This window comes from Actinacidiphila acidipaludis, from assembly GCF_019890725.1.
Lineage (GTDB): Bacteria > Actinomycetota > Actinomycetes > Streptomycetales > Streptomycetaceae > Actinacidiphila > Actinacidiphila acidipaludis.
Genome location: NZ_JAINZZ010000008.1, coordinates 183,383 through 200,754 on the forward strand (window position 1 = coordinate 183,383; position 17,372 = coordinate 200,754).

The following is a 17,372-nucleotide window of genomic DNA, read 5'->3' on the forward strand; positions in this document are numbered from 1 at the left end:
TGGAATCTTTGTGAACGACCTGAGCGCTCTTCCCGCCGATTTCGTCTGGGGAGCGGCCACCGCCGCGTACCAGATCGAGGGAGCGGTGGACGAGGACGGCCGGGCCCCGTCCATCTGGGACACCTTCTCCCATACCCCCGGCAAGGTGGCGGGCGGCGACACCGGCGACGTCGCCTGCGACCACTACCACCGTGTGCCCGAGGACCTGGAGCTGATGAAGGCTCTGGGGCTCGACTCGTACCGCTTCTCCATCGCGTGGCCGCGGATCGTCCCGCAGGGCTCCGGCGCGGTCAACGCGGCCGGTCTGGCCTTCTACGACCGACTGGTGGACTCCCTGCTGGAAGCGGGCATCAGCCCCAACGCGACGCTCTACCACTGGGACCTGCCGCAGGCGCAGCAGGACCGCGGCGGCTGGCCCGAGCGGGAGACCGCCGAGCGGTTCGGCGAGTACGCGGCGGTCGTCGCCGACGCGCTCGGTGACCGCGTCAAGGACTGGGCGACCCTCAACGAGCCGCTGTGCTCGGCGTGGATCGGCCACCTCGAGGGCACCATGGCGCCCGGCTGGACCGACCTGACGGCCGCCGTGCGCGCCTCGTTCCACCTGCACCTGGGCCACGGCCTGGCCGTGCAGGCGCTGCGTGCCGCGCACTCCGACCTGCGGATCGGCATCGTCAACAACCTCAGCCCGATCGAGGCGGCGACCGAACGCGACGCCGACGTCGCGGCCGCGCGCCGCGCCGACGGGCACACCAACCGCTGGTGGCTGGACCCGATCCACGGGCGCGGCTACCCGCAGGACATGGTGGAGCTGTACGGCGTCGACCTGCCGGTCAAGGACGGCGACATGGAGCTGATCGCGGCTCCGCTGGACTGGCTGGGCCTGAACTACTACTTCCCGCAGACCGTCGTGGACGACCCGACCGGACCGGCCCCGTACGCCAAGATGGCCTACCTGCCGGGCCTGCGGCGCACCGCGATGGACTGGGAGGTGAACTCCGACGGCCTGGAGACGCTGCTGGTCCGGCTGTCGGAGGAGTACGGCGCCCGCAAGATCTTCGTCACGGAGAACGGTTCGGCGTACCCCGACACGGTCGGCCCCGACGGCCAGGTCGACGACCCCGAGCGGGTGCAGTACCTCGAGGAGCACCTGGCCGCCTGCGCCCGGGCGGTCAAGCGGGGTGTCCCGCTGGCCGGTTACTACGCCTGGTCGCTGATGGACAACTTCGAGTGGGCGTACGGCTACGACAAGCGCTTCGGCCTCGTCCACGTCGACTACGCCACGCAGGTCCGCACCGTCAAGGGCAGCGGACGCCGGTACGCGGACATCATCGCCGCACACCGGCGCAGGGTCCGGCGCGCGGCCTGAACCCGCGCGCCGTCCGGTGGCCCGGTGACGTCATGTCCCGGGCCACCGGCGTCTTCCGGACCGGCGCGGCCCGGCACGAAACTAGCGCGGTGCCGGGGCCGGAGCCGGGGCCGGGCGGGTCAGCAAGCGGCCCGCGGGCGCGCCGAGTTCGCCGTCGCGGGCGATCACCTGCCCGCCCAGATAGGTCGCGCGGACCACGCCGTGCAGGGTCCGTCCGGCATAGGCGGTGAGGGGGTTGCGGTGGTGCAGACGGGCCGGGTCGACGGTGAACGTCGCGTCGGGCGCGAGCACCGCGAAGTCGGCGTCGTACCCGGGTGCGACGGCGCCCTTGGTGCCGCCGAGTCCGGCCAGCGCCGCGGGCCCCGCCGACATCCAGCGGGCCACGTCGGCGACCGTGTGGCCGCGGCGCCGGGCCTCGGTCCACACCGCGGACAGCCCGAGCTGCAGCGAGGAGATGCCGCCCCAGGCCGCCGCGAAGTCGCCGGTGTCGCGGGCCTTGAGGTCGACGGTGGACGGCGAGTGGTCGGAGACCACGCAGTCGATGGTGCCGTCGGTCAGCGCCTGCCACAGCGCGTCCTGGTTGGCCGCCTCGCGGATCGGCGGGCAGCACTTGAACTCCGTGGCCCCGTCCGGGACTTCCTCGGCGGTCAGGGTGAGGAAGTGCGGGCAGGTCTCTACGGTGAGCCGCACGCCCTCACGCCGGGCCCGCGCGATCACCGGCAGCGCGCCCGCCGACGACAGGTGGAGGATGTGGATGCGGGCCCCGAACCGCCGTGCGAGCGCGATCAGTCCGGCGATCGCGGTGTCCTCGGCGGCCGGCGGGCGCGACGCCAGGAAGTCGGCGTACTTCGGGCCGGGCCTGCTGGGGGCCGCGTCGATCAGCAGCGGATCCTCGGCGTGCACGATGAGCAGGCCGTCGAACGGCGTCACCTCGGCCAGCGCGTCGGCCAGTTCCCCGGCGCCGAGCTGGGGGAACTCGTCCACGCCGGAGTGCAGCAGGAAGCACTTGAAGCCGAACACGCCCGCGTCGTGCAGCGGTCGCAGGTCCTTGACGTTGCCGGGGATCGCGCCGCCCCAGAAGCCGGTGTCGACGTGCACCCGGCCGCGCGCGGCCGCCCGCTTCACGTCGAGGTGGGCGGTGGTGGTGGTCGGCGGGATGCTGTTGAGCGGCATGTCGATCACCGTGGTGATCCCGCCCGCCGCGGCGGCCGCGGTCGCGGTCGCGAAGCCCTCCCACTCGCTCCGGCCGGGGTCGTTGATGTGCACATGGGTGTCGACCAGGCCCGGCAGCAGGACGTCGTCCCCGAGGTCGGTGAGCCGGGCGCCGGGGACGGCGGCGTCGTACGGCAGCACGCCCGTGATCGTGCCGCCGGCCACGGTGACCGAGGCGGGCCGCTCCCCGTCCGGGGTCACGACGCGCGTCGAACGCAGTACCTGGTCGTCCCCTGTCACTGGCGGCCTCCGGCTCAGAAATTCAACGTTCTGTTGACGGCCATGGTGGGTATCGTTCTGCCGGACGTCAAGGGCGGTAGGATTCCACAGAGCGAAAGCCGTATTCCGCATCCGTACTCCGTGTACGCGGATGCCGTGCACCGGGATCACCGGTCGACCGAGGGGAGCGCAGGTGTCTGCTGACCGCACCGGAGGCGTCCAGTCACTGGAACGCGCCTTCGACCTGCTGGAGCGGATGGCCGACGCGGGCGGCGAGGTCGGCCTCAGCGAGCTGTCGGCCGGCAGCGGACTGCCGCTCCCCACCATCCACCGTCTGATGCGCACCCTCGTGGCCTGCGGCTACGTCCGCCAGCAGCCCAACCGCCGCTACGCGCTGGGACCCCGGCTGATCCGGCTCGGCGAGGGCGCCGCGCGGCTGCTCGGCACCTGGGCCCGGCCCTATCTCGCCGAACTGGTCGAGGCGACCGGCGAGACCGCGAACATGGCGCTGCTCGACGGCGACGAGGTGGTCTACGTCGCCCAGGTGCCCTCCCGCCACTCGATGCGGATGTTCACCGAGGTCGGCCGGCGCGTGCTGCCGCACTCCACCGGCGTCGGCAAGGCCCTGCTGGCCTCACTGCCGCCCGGCGAGGTGCGCGCGCTGCTGGCTCGCACCGGCATGCCCGCCGCGACCGACCGCACGATCACCGAGCCGGACGCGTTCCTCGCCGAGCTGGAGCGGATCCGCGAACTCGGCTACGCGGTCGACGACAACGAGCAGGAGGTCGGCGTGCGATGCCTGGCGGTCACCGTCCCCGACTCCCCCACCGCGGCGGCGATCTCCATCTCCGGCCCGGCCGGCCGGGTCACCGAGGGCGCGACGGACAAGATCGTCCCCGTGCTGCACGGCGTGGCGCAGCGGCTGTCGGTGGCGCTCAGCAACAACGGCGCGGCGCCGGTGAGTTGACGGCCCACCCGTCGGCCGGCCGCTCCACCCGGGTCCGCCGTACCAGCCCGTCCCGCCGGTCCTGCACATCCTGCCCGTCCCGCACATCCCGCCGGTTCGCGCGGCCCGATCCCGGGCGCCTCACCTCACCGCGACGCCGCCAGTGTCTCCACGGCCTCCCGCAGCCGGTCCAGCGCCCCGGACAGGGCACTGACCGACCCGAGCGCGGCGGCGACCAGGAGTAAGGAGTGACGCAGCCGTTCGGTGTCGGGCACGGGCTCCGCCGCGTGGGCGGCCAGCGCGTCGAGTTCGTCCTCGGCGACCGATCGGTCCGGTAACGGTCGCTGATAGGCGGCGAGTTCACGCCTCAGGCGGGCCACCGCACCGTGCAGCCCCACATCCGTGCGGTCCCCGAGCGCGGGTGACGCACCACCGCGGTCGTCTTCGAGCACCTGTGTCTCCCCCAGCACGTACCTGTTCCCCTGCCTTCGGCCCTGCATGCTCGCACCCTGTGATCACCGGTCGGTCGCTCCGGAGCGGATCAGTAAACGCGACTCGGCACCACGGCGCTACACAGTCCAACGAAAATGCGCTGAATTCCGTTCAGCGCAGCGGCCGCCATCTTGCTGTGGGTCGTCCAGCACGTCACTTTCGGCACTATCAGCACTAATGGTCAAGCTGGTGCCACACCGTCACGTCGATGACGGCGGACGGCGGCCGGCCGGCGGGTGACTGGAACTGACGCACGGTCACCAGAGCGGTGGTGCCGTCGGTCATGTGCACGCAGATGCGTCCGCCGCCCACCCCGACCGACTGCCGGGGGATCGAGGCGACGTCGGCGCTCGTGTCGCCGCGGCAGGTGTCGAGCGTCGGCGGCAGGCCCTGCGCGGGCAGCGACAGCCCCGCCTGGTGCGGCTCGGCGATGAACGCGTCTCCGCGCTCGTCCAGGCCGAACGAGCCGCCCGAGGCGTCCGGTTGCACCGACGGCGGGTCGTCGAGCAGCGCCAGCGAGGAACCGGCCTGCAACCGGATCCCCTGGTAGACGGTTCCCGGGGCGGGGCTCGTGGGGTCGGGCGTGGGGCTCATGGGTGTCGTCGGCACGGGTGTCCTCGGTACGGGCGTGGTGGGCGCGGCGGCCCCGGCGGAAGGCGTCGCCGCCGTGCCGGACCGGCCGGGCGCGGTCGCACCGAACCCCTTCCCGTCGGCGTCGTCGTGCCCGCTGCCGCCCATCCCGCCCGCGAGCGCGACACCGGCGCCCACCGCGAGGATCAGCCCCACGGCGGCCGCGGTCACACCCGCGGTCCTGCGCCGGGGCCGGGCGAGCGGCAGATGCGGCATGTGCGGGAGGTGCGGCCAGTGCAGGGCCCCCGGTCCCCAGTGCCCTGCGCCCGGCGGTGCTCCCGGCCCGGGGAGCGGCGGGACCTGCGCACCGTGCGCGGACGGAACCGGCACACCGGGCGCGGACGGAACCTGCCCACCGGGGACGGGTGGAGCCGGCGCTCCAGGCGGGACCGGACTGCCCTGCCCCCGCGGGGAGTTGGCGGCCGGGAGGGACGGAGGCTGTCCGCCGGGGACGGGTGGAGCCGGCGCTCCAGGCGGGACCGGACTGGCCTGCCGCTGCGGGGAGTTGGCGGCCGGGAGGGACGGAGGCTGCCCACCGGGGACGGGTGGAGCCGGCGCTCCATGCGGGACCGGACTGCCCTGCCCCCGCGGGGAGTTGGCGGCCGGGAGGGACGGAGGCTGTCCGCCGGGGACGGGTGGAGCCGACGGGTGCGCCGGCGTCCCGGTTCCGTCCGGAGCCGCCGGAACGGCAGGCGGAGGCGTCGCGCCCGGGGCGGCGACCGCGTCCGCCGCCGCCTCCTCCCCCGCGGCCGGATGCGCGGGAGCCGGGTGGGCGGGACCCACCGGACCACCGGGCGCGACGACCGGATGCGCGGGACCCACCGGACCACCGGGCGCGACGACCGGATGCGCGGGACCCACCGGACCACCGGGCGCGACGACCGGATGCGCGGGACCCACCGAACCGCCCGGCGCGACGACCGGGGGCGCGGGACCCACCGAACCGCCCGGCGCGACGACCGGGGGCGCGGGACCCACCGGACCGCCCGGTGCGGGAGCCGGCTGGCCATCGGGCCCGGCCGGAGCGGGCGAAGGCGAGGGGGGTGCGGGGGCCGGTGCGTTGCCAGGAGCCGCGCTCCCGGCGGTGGCCGCCGGGTGCGGCGGGGGCATCGCGGGGACGATGGCCGCCAGCAGCGCCGGGGGAAGCCAGGTGTCGGGGCGGGCGTGCGGGGACGGCGGCGCCGCCTGCCCGCACATGGTGACCACCTGGGCGAGCGACGGCCGCAGGCCCGGCTCCTTGATCAGGCAGCGGGTGACGATCTCCCGCAGCTCGCCCGGGAGTTCGTTGAGGTCCGGCTCGTCCTGCGCGATGCGGGCCGGGTCGTCGAACGGCGGCCGGCCGATGGAGGCGTACGCCGCGATCTGGCCCAGCGCGAAGACGTCGGTGGCCGCCGTCGCCGGCCTGCCCGCGGCCTGCTCGGGCGCGAGGAACGCGGGCCCCTGCCCCTCCAGCGCGGGGCCCGCCACGGCCGCCAGCCCGTACCCGGTGACCTTGGGCCCGTCGGCGGCGAGCAGCACGTGCGCGGGCCGCAGGTCGCCGTGGACCACCCCGGCGTGGTGCAGCCCCTGCAGCGTCTGGGCGAGTCCGGCGAGCAGCCGCAGCACGACGCGGGTCGGCAGCGGGCCGTGCCCGGTGACCGCCGTGTCCAGGGGCAGCGCCGGCACGTACGCGGTGGCGGTCCAGAACCGTCCGCCCTCCTGGCCGCTGCCGAGCAACGGCAGCGCGCCCGGCGCCTGGACGTCGCCGGCCTCCTGCGCGTCGCGGTGGAAGCGCACCGCGAAGCCCTCACGCGCGGCCAGTTCGGGGTGGACCACGGTGAGCGCCACCGGCTGGCCGCCCGGCGCGTGCGCGAGATAGACCCGGCCGAGCGCGCTCGTGCCGAGCCGCGCGCTGACGCGGTGCCCGGAAACGGCCGCCGGATCGTCGGCGGTCGTCGGCTCGAACGCCGGCTGCCGGAAATCAGGGCCGCTGTACGACGCGCCCATCAGTCCCCGTCCCTCCCCAGTGCTCGCCGCACAGGTGATCCCCCTCGCGATCCCCCTCGCGCGGCACGGCCCGACGATACCGGAACACGCCACGCCACCTGTGCCCTGTTCCACCTCGGCGTCCCGCACGGTATCCAGGAGGGATGGACTCAAAAGGCGAGGTGGCCGGACTGCTGCTGGCGGCCGGCGGGGGGCGGCGGTTGGGGGGCCGGCCCAAGGCGCTGCTGCCGTACGGCGACCGGCCGCTGGTGGAGCACGCGGTGTCGGTGCTGCGGGACGGCGGTTGCGGCCCGGTGCACGTGGTGCTCGGCGCGGCGGCCGCCGAGGTGCGCGAGCGGGCCGATCTGACGGGCTGCGTGGTGGTGGAGAACCCGCACTGGACCGAGGGCATGGGGTCGTCGCTGCGGGCGGGTCTCGCCTCGCTGGCCGCCGTGTCGCCGCCGCCGGCCGCGACGGTGATCGGGCTGGTCGACCAGCCGGGGGTGACGGGAGCGGCGGTGGCGCGGGTGGTCGCCGCGGCCCGTGAGGGCGACGACCTGGTGTCGGGTCTGGTGTCGGCGATGTACGACGGCCGGCGCGGGCACCCGGTGCTGATCGGCGCCAGCCGGTGGGCGGGTGTGGCCTGCAGCGCGGGCGAGGACCGGGGGGCGCGCACGTACCTGCGCGAGCACGCGGAGCAGACCGTGCTGGTGGAGTGCGGCGACATCAGTGACCACGCCGACATCGACACCCCCGCCGACCTGCGGCTTCTGGAAGCCGCTGCACAGCGTGCCACAAAACGTTGAACTTCCGCACTGCGAAAACTATGCTCCACCTTGCAGAAAGCTTCGGCCGCCGACCGGGCACGGCACCGCGTGCCAGGCTGCCGCGGCCCGCCCCAGGCACCCTCTGGAGGAGTGACAGATGTCCGCAAGCGCCTCGTCCCCGGCGGTCGTCAGCGCGGCCGCAGGCCCGGTACCCCGCGGGGAGGAGGTGCTGACCCCCCAGGCGCTCGCCTTCCTCGGCGAACTGCACCGCCGGTTCGCCCCGCGCCGGGCCGAACTGCTGGAGCGCCGGGCGCGCCGGCGCGCCGAGATCGCCCGCACGGCCACCCTCGACTTCCTGTCCGAGACCGCGGACATCCGTGACGGCGACTGGCAGGTGGCGCCGGCCCCCGCCGCGCTGCAGGACCGCCGGGTCGAGATCACCGGGCCCACCGACCGCAAGATGACCGTCAACGCCCTCAACTCCGGTGCGCGGATCTGGCTCGCCGACTTCGAGGACGCCTCCGCCCCCACGTGGGCGAACGTCGTCGGCGGCCAGGTGAACCTGATCGACGCCTACGAGCGCCGGATCGACTTCACCTCGCCTGAGGGCAAGACCTACGCGCTCAAGGACGCCGGCGAACTCGCCACCGTCGTGGTGCGGCCGCGCGGCTGGCACCTGAACGAGCGCCATCTGACCGTCGACGGCGAGCAGATGCCGGGCGGGCTGGTCGACTTCGGCCTCTACTTCTTCCACAACGCGCAGCGGCTGCTGGACCTCGGCAAGGGCCCGTACTTCTACCTGCCCAAGACCGAGTCGCACCTCGAAGCCCGGCTGTGGAACGACGTGTTCGTCTTCGCCCAGGACCGTCTGGGCATCGCCCAGGGCACCGTGCGGGCCACCGTGCTGATCGAGACGATCACCGCCGCGTACGAGATGGAGGAGATCCTCTACGAACTCCGCGACCACGCCTCGGGCCTCAACGCCGGCCGGTGGGACTACCTGTTCTCGATCGTGAAGAACTTCCGTGACGCCGGCGCCCGGTTCGTCCTCCCGGACCGCAACGCGGTCACCATGACCGCCCCGTTCATGCGCGCCTACACCGAACTGCTCGTGCGTACCTGCCACAAGCGCGGCGCACACGCGATCGGCGGCATGGCGGCGTTCATCCCCTCGCGCCGGGACCCGGAGGTCAACCGGGTGGCCTTCGAGAAGGTGAAGGCCGACAAGGACCGCGAGGCCGGGGACGGCTTCGACGGCTCCTGGGTCGCGCACCCCGACCTGGTGCCGATCGCCCAGGCGTCGTTCGACGCGGTCCTCGGCGACCGCCCGCACCAGAAGGACCGGCTGCGCGAGGACGTCCACGTCACCGCGGCCGAGCTGATCGACGTCGCCTCGCTCGACGCCCGGCCGACGTTCGAGGGGCTGCGCAACGCCGTCCAGGTCGGCATCCGTTACATCGAGGCGTGGCTGCGCGGCATGGGCGCGGTGGCGATCTTCAACCTGATGGAGGACGCCGCGACCGCGGAGATCTCCCGGTCGCAGATCTGGCAGTGGACCAACGCGGGCGTGGTGTTCGAGGACGTCGAGGGCACCGGCACACCGGGCAAGGCCACGCCCGAGCTCGTCCGCCAGGTGGCCGCCGACGAACTCACCGCGATCCGCGACGAGGTGGGCGAGGACGCGTTCGCCACCGGCAGGTGGACCGAGGCGTACGAGCTGCTGCTGCGGACCGCGCTCGACACGGAGTACGCCGACTTCCTGACGCTGCCCGCGTACGAGCAGCTGGAGGGGTGAGTCCGCCGGTCGGCAGGGGCCCGCGGGGCGGCACGTGAACCCGTGGGCCCGGCCGCCGGATTCGGCGACGGCTGAATCCGTTGTCGGGCGCCGCCCCGCCGTCCAGCATGGACCCATGCTCATCCGTGACGTGACCGAGGCCGACTGGCCGCACATCTGGCCGTTCCTGCGCGACATCTGCCGTGCGGGCGAGACCTTCACCTACCCCCTCGACATCACCGGGCGACAGGGCCGGGACTACTGGCTGCTGAGCGCTCCCGGCCGCACGGTCGTCGCCGTCGACGCGTCGGGACGCGTCCTCGGAACGGCGAAGATGAACCCCAACCAGAAGGGGAACGGCGCGCACATCTCCAGCGCCAGCTTCATGGTCGACCCCGCGCACGCCGGTCGCGGCGTCGGACGGGCGCTGTGCACCGAGGCGCTGGCCTGGGCGGCCCGCGAGGGATACCACGGGATGCAGTTCAACGCGGTGGTGGAGTCCAACAAGGCCGCGGTCGCGCTCTACACCTCCCTCGGCTTCCGGGTGCTGGGCACGGTCCCCGGGGGCTTCCGCCACCCCGAGCTGGGTCCCGTCGGCCTGCACGTGATGTACCGGGAGCTGTGACGCGGCCGCCGTGGCCGTCGCCTCCCACCCGCCGCCGTCGCGCCGGAGTCGGCGAAGTCCCCGCTCGGCGCGTCGGGTTGCGCCATGATGCGGGGACGGATCCGGGTCCGGCCGCGGCCGTGCGCCACGGCTGGGGGGGGAGGACACCCATGGATGAGCGGTTCACGGTGGTGGCGAGCGCGGGCTCGTTCCTGACGGAGGACGGCGACGACGTCCGCCTGCCGCACCGCTGGACGCCCGGCGGCGTCGGCGTGCGGACGGCGTTCACCGGCGGCCACGTACTGCACCTGGCGGTGGCGGCCTGCGTGCTCAACGACCTCTACCGCGAGGCCGGGGCCGCGGGCGTCGAACTGCGGGGCGTCCGCGTCCGGGCGGAGGGCGGCTTCGACACCTCCACCTGGCAGTCGACCGGCATCTCCTACGCCGTCGAGCTCGACAGCGACGCCCCGGCGTCCGACCTCACGGCCCTGCTCGCCGCCGTCGACGAGGCCGCCGAGATCCCCCGCGCCCTGCGTCAGTCCACGACGGTCGCCCGCGCGGCGGGTTGAGCGGGCGGCCTTCTGCCGCGCAGCAGTCGCGGGCGGCGGGTCGCCCTCCTGCCCCGGGCGGCAGGGCTCAGCCGGGAGTCCGGTCGTCCGGCCCCTCGTGCAGGGAGGGGGCGTAGGAGATCCCGACGATCAGGCCGTCCTCGGTGAGGAGCCGGGCCACCGTCTGGCCCCATGGTTCGGTGCGAGCCGGATGCAGCAGCTCGAAGCCCGCGCGCTGGAGCTCGGCGCCGGCGGCCGCGACGGCGTCCGCGTCGGCCACCTCGAACTCGATCGACGCCTGCGGGACCACCCGGTCGGGGGGCCACTGGGCCGTGCCGAAGCAGGCCTCGGCCGCCTGCGAGAGCGGCCACAGCCCGAAATGCCGCGTCCCGGCCACGCTCCCGCTGGAGTAGTAGCCGTCGCCTTCCCCCTCCAGGGGCAGTCCGAGGGCGTCGATGAACAGCTTGCGGCTCTCCGGCGGGTCGGTGACCACCGCGGCCACGCTCGTGACGAAGAGAACGTCCATGCCGGTGCCGCCCCTCCCTGTTTCCGACGTCGGCTGCGGGCTCGGATCCCCCTCAACGTACCCGCCCGCTCCCGGCGGCGGGCACCGCCGGTGCTGCAATTCGGCGACGGCCGAAACGGTGATCTCGGCGGGCGGCCGTCGGCTCTACCAGGGGTGACGCGTTCGGGTGCCGGTCAATCGGCTGATCCTCTCGCTGCGCCCGCGCCCCGGCCACCTGATCGTCGGAACGGACCGAAGCCGTCCTTCCTCCGTGGGTGCGGCTGTGCGACGAGCCGTATCGGAGTTGCCCTGTGCGTATCACCGGGTTGGGGCACGCAGGACTGTTCATCGAGACGCCGGCCGGGTCCGTCCTGTGCGACCCATGGGTCTCCCCGGCGTTCTTCGGATCGTGGTTCCCGTTCCCCGACAACAGCGATCTCGACTGGGACGGCTACGGCCGCAACGCCGACTACCTGTACGTGTCGCACCTGCACCGCGACCACTTCGATCCGGTGATCCTGCGCCGGCACGTGCGCAAGGACGTCACCGTCCTGCTGCCCGCCTTCCCCACCGACGAGCTGGAGTGCGAGCTGCGGGGGCTGGGCTTCACCCGGTTCCTGCGCACCCGCAGCGGTGTGCCCGTCGAGCGGGACGGCCTGCGCCTGATGGTCACCGCCCTGACCGGGCCCGGGGACGGTCCCATCGGCGACTCGGCGCTGTCCGTGGACGACGGCCAGACGGTCCTGCTCAACCAGAACGACGCCCATCCGCTGGACATCGCCGCCATCCGTGAGTTCGGCGAGGTCCACGCCCACCTCCTCCAGTTCTCCGGAGCCATCTGGTGGCCGATGGTCTACCGCATCCCCGACACCGCGAAGCGCAAGTTCGCCGAGCGCAAGCGCCAGGGACAGTTCGAGCGGGCGGTGCGCTACATCGACGCCCTCCAGGCGGCCAACGTCTTCCCCAACTCCGGCCCGCCGTGCTTCCTCGACGACGACCTGCTCCACCTCAACGGCACCGGCCGGGACGGAGAGAGCATCTTCACCGACCAGCGGGAGTTCGTGGACGAGCTCGCCCGGCAGCGTCCCGACGTCGCGGCGCACATGTGGCTGCCGGGCAGCGTCGCCAAGCTGAGCAAGAGCGAGTGCGAGGTCACGCACCGGTACGACCCCCAGGAGATGACGTACCTGTTCGAGCACAAAGCCGAGTACCTCCGGGCCTACGCGCGCCGCCGGAAGCCGGAACTGGCCGCCGAACGGGCCGGACGCGCCCCGGCGCTCCCCCGCGACGAACTGCTGGCCGCCCTCAAGGACTGGTGGGAGCCCCTGCTGGCCCGCGCGCACCGGATCTGCGACGGCGTGGGCGGACCGCTGCGGCTCGACGTCGGCGACACCGCCGTCGTCGTCGACTTCCCCGCCCGGCAGGTCCGGCTGTGGGACGGGGAGCGCTGCCGCTACACGCTGTCCGCGCCCGCGGACCTCGTGGCCACCAACATCGCGGCGCGGGAGAACGACTGGTCCAACAGCCTGCTCCTCTCGCTGCGCTTCAGCGCCGAACGCGTGGGCCCCTACAACGAGTTCGTCTACACGTTCTTCAAGTGCCTGTCCGAGGAACGCATCGACTACGTGGAGAACTACTACGCCTCCGCCGACGACGACGGTGAGGACATCGTCATCGACGACTGGCAGGTGCAACGCCGCTGCCCGCACCTCCGCGCCGACCTCACCGATTTCGGCTCGGTCGAGGACGGCGTCCTCACCTGCGCGCTGCACGGCTGGATGTTCGACCTGTCCACCGGCCGTTGCCTCACCTCGGACGACCACGACATCCGTGCGGAGCGGACCACCACGCCGGCGGCCGTCCCGGACGACGAGGCCCAAGAAGCGGCCTCAGGAGGGGTGTTGACCGTCTGATCGGTGAATCGGTGACGTCGGTCCCCGTCGTGCGGGTCCGTCTACGGGCGTTCCCGACGGCTCCCGTCGACGTTCCAACGCGCGGGAAGGTCCGCCTCGCAGAACACGCACACGAAGTCGTCCTCGCGTACGAGGTTGAGCTGAGCGCAGGCCGGGCAGCGGCGGAACACCACGGCGTGGGTGAACCCGTCCGGCGCCTCGACCCCGGCGCGGCGCAGAGCGTCGGCGACGGCGGGCCAGGAGGTGCCGTCCGGGCAGTAGCCGGTCGACTGATTGCTGACCTCCGCCACGGCCCACCGGCCCGCCTCCCGCGTGAACGCCATCTCGCCGGCGCTCAGTACCGGTTCGCCCCCCGCGCAGACCACGTGCTCGCTCCGCCGTGCCGCCAGGCGCAGCACACCGTCCGCACCGACGACGAAGGTGAACGGTTCGGCCAGTTCCCCGGCCGGCCGTTCCCCGGCCCACCGTTCGAAATCCGCGGCGGAGTCCACCCGGAAACCGGCACGGCCGGCCTGCACAAGCCGGCGCAGATCGTCCGGGCCGACATAGTGGTACAGCCGGCGGCCGGCTCCGTCGTCTTCCTGCCCCGTCACGGCGTCCAACGGGCCACCACGCACTCGGCGACGGCGAAGTCCGTCCGGCAGCCCGGGCAGGGGACCCGCCCGAAGAGACGGCGGGCGCCCTGCGCGATCGCCGCCAGCCGTGGAAGCGCCGCGAAGCCGGCGTCGAAGGCGGTGTCCAGCCGCGAACACCGGTGGTCCATCAGCGCGGACCACGTTCCGCTCGGGTCCTCCTCGAACCGGTCCAGCAGTTCGCCCACGTGTTCCGCCGACCCGCACGCGTCGGTCAGCGCCGCCGATTCCGTCACCCGATCATCCAATCAGCCCGCCACGAGCGGGCGTTGTCCCGGAAAGAGATGGCCTGCCGGACCGCGGCGTCCCGTGCCAGCATGTGAGGCCACCGGACGAGGGAAGGGGGACGGGCATGGCGCACGAAGTGGTCACGGTGTGCCTGTCCGCTGAGGCACACCAGGACCTGCATGCCGCCATCGAGGAGGCGATGGCCCCCTGCCCTCGCGCAGGCACCACCGAGGCCGGCCACGGCAGCGCCGCCACTCCCATCAGCAGCATCAGGTTGAGGAACAGCAGCGTCCGGTCCACCCGCGCGATGTACTGGAAGATCGTGTGGTGGTTGACCCACGTCAAGCCTCGCCCATGCAGTGTTCGCGCATGCGGGCCTGATCACTCGACGGCACATGCGGCTCGACGGGGGCTTACGCCTTCAAGAAGTCGAGGACCGCTGCGGATGCGGACACAGGATCAACCGCATCGAGTTGCTGGTACTCATCCGAGATGATGAAGGGAGGTCGGCCTCCGGGACGGCTCTCCACTTCGACCGCTTCGAGACTCCCGCCGACGCGAAGGAAGAAACGACGCTCGTCGTCCGTTCCGAGGGGGCCTTCCAGGCATTCGATCGCCAGGCTCGGTACCGCATCTCGGACGCGCTGGAAGACCTCGTCCAAGGATCCACCGGTGCGTTCCCCGGGCAGCCACACGCGCGCGTCCATGTTGATGATCATGCCATCTCATCCGTACTGACTTGGCTCCTCGAGCGGCCCCAGAAACTACTGCCCGGTCCCAGACTGGTCGATCCTGGAACCGCCCCATCGCAGCGCTAACTTGCGGAAGACCCAGCGGGAGCGGCCTGGGGCTTGGTCGGCACCGGGACCTGGTTGAAGGCGTAGTACAGGGCGATCAGGCCGTGGACCGCGAGCGTCAGGGGGGCCGAGACGAAGGACAGGCCCACCGTGATGGGGTACACGATCGAGCCGAGGGCGAAACGGGCGCGGGTGGCGCGGGCCGCCTCGACGTCGACCCGGTCGTCGAAGAGATGGCCCGTGCGCGTGAGGTGCCACCACATCGCCCCGAACACCAGCGCGTGGAAGACCAGGAACAAGCTGTAGACGGCGAGGGCCACATGGGCCGCGTTGCCCTCGCGCAGGTAGGAAGCCACCACCGAGGCCGGCCACGGCAGCGCCGCCACTCCCATCAGCAGCATCAGGTTGAGGAACAGCAGCGTCCGATCCACCCGCGCGATGTACTGGAAGATCGTGTGGTGGTTGACCCACGTCAAGCCTCGTCCGTGCAGTGTGGACGATCCCGCTCCCGGCGCTTGGTGAGCCCACTTACGACTGAGGGCCGCCAGCCTGAGGCGAAGCGTTGTCAGCCTCGATACGGCGTTGCAGGTACGTGGACTCGACTATCCCAACGGCCAGCGCCTGAGTAATCACATCCCTGGAGCGAATAGCCTTCTGCACCCCCTGACGGAACAGAAGAATTGCGTAACCCACACTGGCGAGTGTCATTATAAATTTCAGCGGCAGGCTCACGGGCGAGGCCCAGAGGACCACCAGGAAGAACATAGCCAGCGGCAGAGCAATATTAATCCTGAAGGAACTCTCACCAAGTAGCCTGTCATACTTGTTATAGAGGTCGATGTTCCGAGCTTGGAGTCGAGTCGCGATCTGATTTTCCTCTCTCATAATATTTGTCAAGATTTCCATGGCGCCGACAGGGTTCGCCGTAGCTGACGCCGAAGCGCCTTCCGAAAATCTCGCAATATCATCGCGCGCCTGGTTCGAAACCGGAAGGAAGCGCAGTCGAGATAGAAGCGGCACTCGCCTAAGCAAATTGCGCATTCGGGTGAGCCATGCGGGTCGACCACCATGATCCCACATACGCAATGGGTCTATCTCCAGAAAACTACCGACCAAGTAGGCAGCGAAGCTGAGGACCACAAGGAGTGCAGGCTTCCCAAGGAACTGCCCAAATTTCCACGCGGCGGACAGAGGGCCGTGACCAGGGTCCTTGGAAGGGAGTCGTCCCCCGATGGTTATCCATAGGTTGGCAATCCAGATGTATCCGGCCGCGAGCGGCGTCCTCAACTCACGCAGGCCGGGGAGCAGAAAAGACAGCACGGCCACTCCTTTCGGCTGCAAGCCTCGAAGCGGAGTCAATGCCGAGGCAGCAAAGCATCAGCGGGCCCTTTCGGACGGCCCAGCGGGTGCGGACTCCCCCTTGGTCGGCACCGGCACCTGGTTGAACGCGTAGTAGACCGCGATCAACCCGTGGACGGCCAGCGTCAACGGGGCCGAGACGAAGGAGAGGCCGACCGTGATGGGGTACACGATCGAGCCGAGCGCGAACCGCCCTCGGGTGGCGCGGGCCGCCTCGACGTCCACCCGGTCATCGAAGAGATGACCCGTGCGCGTGAGGTGCCACCACATCGCGCCGAACACCAAGGCGTGGAAGACCAGGAACAAGCTGTACACGGCCAGCGCCACATGCGCCGCGTTGCCCTCCCGCAGGTACGCCGCCACAACCGACGCCGGCCACGGCAACGCCGCCACACCCATCAGCAGCATGAGGTTCAGGAACAGCAACGTCCGGTCCACCCGGGCGATGTACTGGAAGATCGTGTGGTGGTTAACCCACATAATGCCAATGATCAAGAACGTCACGACATAGGCGGCGTACGAGGGCCACATCGCCCCGATCGCCGACCACAAGTGATCGGCAGCACCTTCCGGGACCTTGATCTCCAGCACAAGTAGCGTGATCGCGATGGCGAACACCCCGTCGCTGAACGCCTCGACGCGTCCTGACTCGTTCATCCTGTCCCCCAGTTGGAACCCGGCACGTGATACGGCCGCTCAGCCTCGCATGATCGCTCCCAGGACGTAGCCGCTATCGTCGTGTTCGGTGCGCGTCGCGTGTGGCCAGTGCTCGCGCGACGGTAGCGGCGAGACGATTGGGGAACGCGGAAGGCCATGGCGTCTGACTCTGACCTCGGTTCGGGTGCGGGATTCACGTCGGCGTCCGCGGCACAAGTGATGGCCTCCGCCTGCCGGATCGCGGGCCTGGACGACGAAGGTGCTGAACAACTCCGCTTTGGGGAGAACGCCTTGTACCGGCTTGCCGCCGCACCGGTGGTGGTCCGCGTTGCTCGGGGACCGGCTTACCTGCCCTCCGCACGGCGTGAGGTGGCCGTGTCCCGCTGGCTGGCAGATGAGCGCTTCCCCGCGGTCCGGGCCGTGGACGACATCGACCAGCCGCTGACGGTCGATGGGCACCCAGTGACGTTCTGGCGCTTGATCGAGGATGCCGGGCGGCCGGCAACGTACGGCGAACTGGGGGCGGTCCTCCGGGACCTGCACTCGCTGACTCCTCCGCCCCGCCTCGGCCTGCCGCCCTTCGACGCCTTCGGGCGCTCTGACCGCCGCATCGAAGTGGCTGAGGGTATACCCGAGGACGATCGGATGTTCCTGCGCAAGCGCCGGTTGGAGCTGGCGGAGCGGTTGGCGAAGCTCGATTTCGACTCCGGCATGGGGCCCGTGCACGGGGACGCGCACACGGACAACCTAATGGTCGA

At 71.8% G+C, this 17,372-nt stretch carries 19 protein-coding genes; 8 read left to right on the forward strand and 11 right to left on the reverse strand.

What is annotated here, in order from left to right:
- Positions 1-10: 10 nt before the first annotated feature.
- Positions 11-1,366 (forward strand): GH1 family beta-glucosidase, encoded by a 1,356-nt coding sequence (locus K7862_RS10240; RefSeq protein WP_222962146.1) that lies wholly within the window; start codon positions 11-13, stop codon positions 1,364-1,366.
- An 81-nt stretch (positions 1,367-1,447) separates the two neighbouring features.
- On the opposite strand, the gene allB is transcribed toward K7862_RS10240, so the two are convergent.
- A complete protein-coding gene (gene allB / locus K7862_RS10245) occupies positions 1,448-2,818 on the reverse strand; it encodes an allantoinase AllB (protein ID WP_222962147.1) in 1,371 nt (456 codons plus the stop codon).
- Positions 2,819-2,990: 172 nt separating this feature from the next.
- Here allB and K7862_RS10250 point away from each other — a divergent pair, with 172 nt between their 5' ends.
- Positions 2,991-3,764, forward strand: a complete 774-nt coding sequence (locus tag K7862_RS10250) for an IclR family transcriptional regulator (RefSeq protein ID WP_372461546.1) — start codon at positions 2,991-2,993, stop codon at positions 3,762-3,764.
- A gap of 125 nt (positions 3,765-3,889) precedes the next feature.
- Here the strand turns inward: K7862_RS10250 and K7862_RS10255 are convergent, their stop codons facing one another.
- Together K7862_RS10255 and K7862_RS10260 are read right to left on the reverse strand one after the other, a co-directional pair.
- Positions 3,890-4,195 (reverse strand): DUF5955 family protein, encoded by a 306-nt coding sequence (locus K7862_RS10255; protein ID WP_308011925.1) that lies wholly within the window; start codon positions 4,193-4,195, stop codon positions 3,890-3,892.
- A 214-nt stretch (positions 4,196-4,409) separates the two neighbouring features.
- On the reverse strand, positions 4,410-6,851 hold the full coding sequence (locus K7862_RS10260) for a serine/threonine-protein kinase (RefSeq protein WP_222962150.1): 2,442 nt from the start codon (positions 6,849-6,851) through the stop codon (positions 4,410-4,412).
- Between the two features lie 143 nt (positions 6,852-6,994).
- Between K7862_RS10260 and K7862_RS10265 the strand changes: the two genes are divergently transcribed.
- The 4 genes from K7862_RS10265 (at position 6,995) to K7862_RS10280 (ending at position 10,544) form a co-directional block, all read left to right on the forward strand.
- Positions 6,995-7,636 carry a nucleotidyltransferase family protein gene (locus tag K7862_RS10265; protein WP_222962151.1) on the forward strand — a complete coding sequence of 214 codons (642 nt, stop codon included), beginning with the start codon at positions 6,995-6,997 and terminating at the stop codon, positions 7,634-7,636.
- A 118-nt stretch (positions 7,637-7,754) separates the two neighbouring features.
- Positions 7,755-9,392, forward strand: coding sequence for a malate synthase A (aceB, locus tag K7862_RS10270; RefSeq protein ID WP_222962152.1), 1,638 nt, complete (start codon positions 7,755-7,757; stop codon positions 9,390-9,392).
- A gap of 115 nt (positions 9,393-9,507) precedes the next feature.
- Complete coding sequence (locus K7862_RS10275) at positions 9,508-9,996, forward strand: GNAT family N-acetyltransferase (protein ID WP_222962153.1); 489 nt, start codon at positions 9,508-9,510, stop codon at positions 9,994-9,996.
- A gap of 149 nt (positions 9,997-10,145) precedes the next feature.
- Complete coding sequence (locus tag K7862_RS10280; protein ID WP_222962154.1) at positions 10,146-10,544, forward strand: OsmC family protein; 399 nt, start codon at positions 10,146-10,148, stop codon at positions 10,542-10,544.
- 67 nt (positions 10,545-10,611) lie between these two features.
- On the opposite strand, the gene K7862_RS10285 is transcribed toward K7862_RS10280, so the two are convergent.
- Positions 10,612-11,049, reverse strand: coding sequence for a VOC family protein (locus K7862_RS10285; protein ID WP_222962155.1), 438 nt, complete (start codon positions 11,047-11,049; stop codon positions 10,612-10,614).
- Positions 11,050-11,339: 290 nt separating this feature from the next.
- Here K7862_RS10285 and K7862_RS10290 point away from each other — a divergent pair, with 290 nt between their 5' ends.
- Positions 11,340-12,941, forward strand: a complete 1,602-nt coding sequence (locus K7862_RS10290) for a Rieske 2Fe-2S domain-containing protein (protein ID WP_222962156.1) — start codon at positions 11,340-11,342, stop codon at positions 12,939-12,941.
- A gap of 41 nt (positions 12,942-12,982) precedes the next feature.
- On the opposite strand, the gene K7862_RS10295 is transcribed toward K7862_RS10290, so the two are convergent.
- The 7 genes from K7862_RS10295 to K7862_RS10325 all read right to left on the reverse strand — a co-directional run bounded on the left by K7862_RS10295 (position 12,983) and on the right by K7862_RS10325 (position 16,614).
- Positions 12,983-13,534: a hypothetical protein gene (locus K7862_RS10295; protein WP_372461547.1), complete on the reverse strand. Its 552-nt coding sequence runs from the start codon at positions 13,532-13,534 to the stop codon at positions 12,983-12,985.
- Positions 13,531-13,809 (reverse strand): hypothetical protein, encoded by a 279-nt coding sequence (locus K7862_RS10300; protein ID WP_222962157.1) that lies wholly within the window; start codon positions 13,807-13,809, stop codon positions 13,531-13,533. The genes K7862_RS10295 and K7862_RS10300 overlap by 4 nt, the downstream gene beginning before the upstream one ends.
- Positions 13,810-13,813: 4 nt before the next feature.
- A complete protein-coding gene (locus K7862_RS10305) occupies positions 13,814-14,101 on the reverse strand; it encodes a hypothetical protein (RefSeq protein WP_372461550.1) in 288 nt (95 codons plus the stop codon).
- Between the two features lie 113 nt (positions 14,102-14,214).
- The gene (locus K7862_RS10310) at positions 14,215-14,520 is read right to left on the reverse strand and encodes a hypothetical protein (RefSeq protein WP_222962158.1); all 306 of its coding nucleotides are present in this window, start codon (positions 14,518-14,520) and stop codon (positions 14,215-14,217) included.
- 95 nt (positions 14,521-14,615) lie between these two features.
- Positions 14,616-15,074: a TMEM175 family protein gene (locus K7862_RS10315; RefSeq protein WP_222962159.1), complete on the reverse strand. Its 459-nt coding sequence runs from the start codon at positions 15,072-15,074 to the stop codon at positions 14,616-14,618.
- Between the two features lie 52 nt (positions 15,075-15,126).
- On the reverse strand, positions 15,127-15,918 hold the full coding sequence (locus tag K7862_RS10320; RefSeq protein WP_222962160.1) for a hypothetical protein: 792 nt from the start codon (positions 15,916-15,918) through the stop codon (positions 15,127-15,129).
- 57 nt (positions 15,919-15,975) lie between these two features.
- Positions 15,976-16,614 carry a TMEM175 family protein gene (locus K7862_RS10325; protein ID WP_222962161.1) on the reverse strand — a complete coding sequence of 213 codons (639 nt, stop codon included), beginning with the start codon at positions 16,612-16,614 and terminating at the stop codon, positions 15,976-15,978.
- 156 nt (positions 16,615-16,770) lie between these two features.
- Between K7862_RS10325 and K7862_RS10330 the strand changes: the two genes are divergently transcribed.
- The coding region (locus tag K7862_RS10330) for an aminoglycoside phosphotransferase family protein (RefSeq protein WP_222962162.1) at positions 16,771-17,372 on the forward strand (602 nt) is incomplete at its 3' end.

Excerpts from the sequence above, each read along its gene's own strand:
- K7862_RS10260 (WP_222962150.1), bottom strand. The coding sequence starts at position 6,851 with ATGGGCGCGTCGTACAGCGGCCCTGATTTCCGGCAGCCGGCGTTCGAG.
- K7862_RS10265 (WP_222962151.1), top strand. The coding sequence starts at position 6,995 with ATGGACTCAAAAGGCGAGGTGGCCGGACTGCTGCTGGCGGCCGGCGGG.
- aceB (WP_222962152.1), top strand. The coding sequence starts at position 7,755 with ATGTCCGCAAGCGCCTCGTCCCCGGCGGTCGTCAGCGCGGCCGCAGGC.
- K7862_RS10275 (WP_222962153.1), top strand. The coding sequence starts at position 9,508 with ATGCTCATCCGTGACGTGACCGAGGCCGACTGGCCGCACATCTGGCCG.
- K7862_RS10280 (WP_222962154.1), top strand. The coding sequence starts at position 10,146 with ATGGATGAGCGGTTCACGGTGGTGGCGAGCGCGGGCTCGTTCCTGACG.
- K7862_RS10285 (WP_222962155.1), bottom strand. The coding sequence starts at position 11,049 with ATGGACGTTCTCTTCGTCACGAGCGTGGCCGCGGTGGTCACCGACCCG.
- K7862_RS10310 (WP_222962158.1), bottom strand. The coding sequence starts at position 14,520 with ATGATCATCAACATGGACGCGCGCGTGTGGCTGCCCGGGGAACGCACC.
- K7862_RS10325 (WP_222962161.1), bottom strand. The coding sequence starts at position 16,614 with ATGAACGAGTCAGGACGCGTCGAGGCGTTCAGCGACGGGGTGTTCGCC.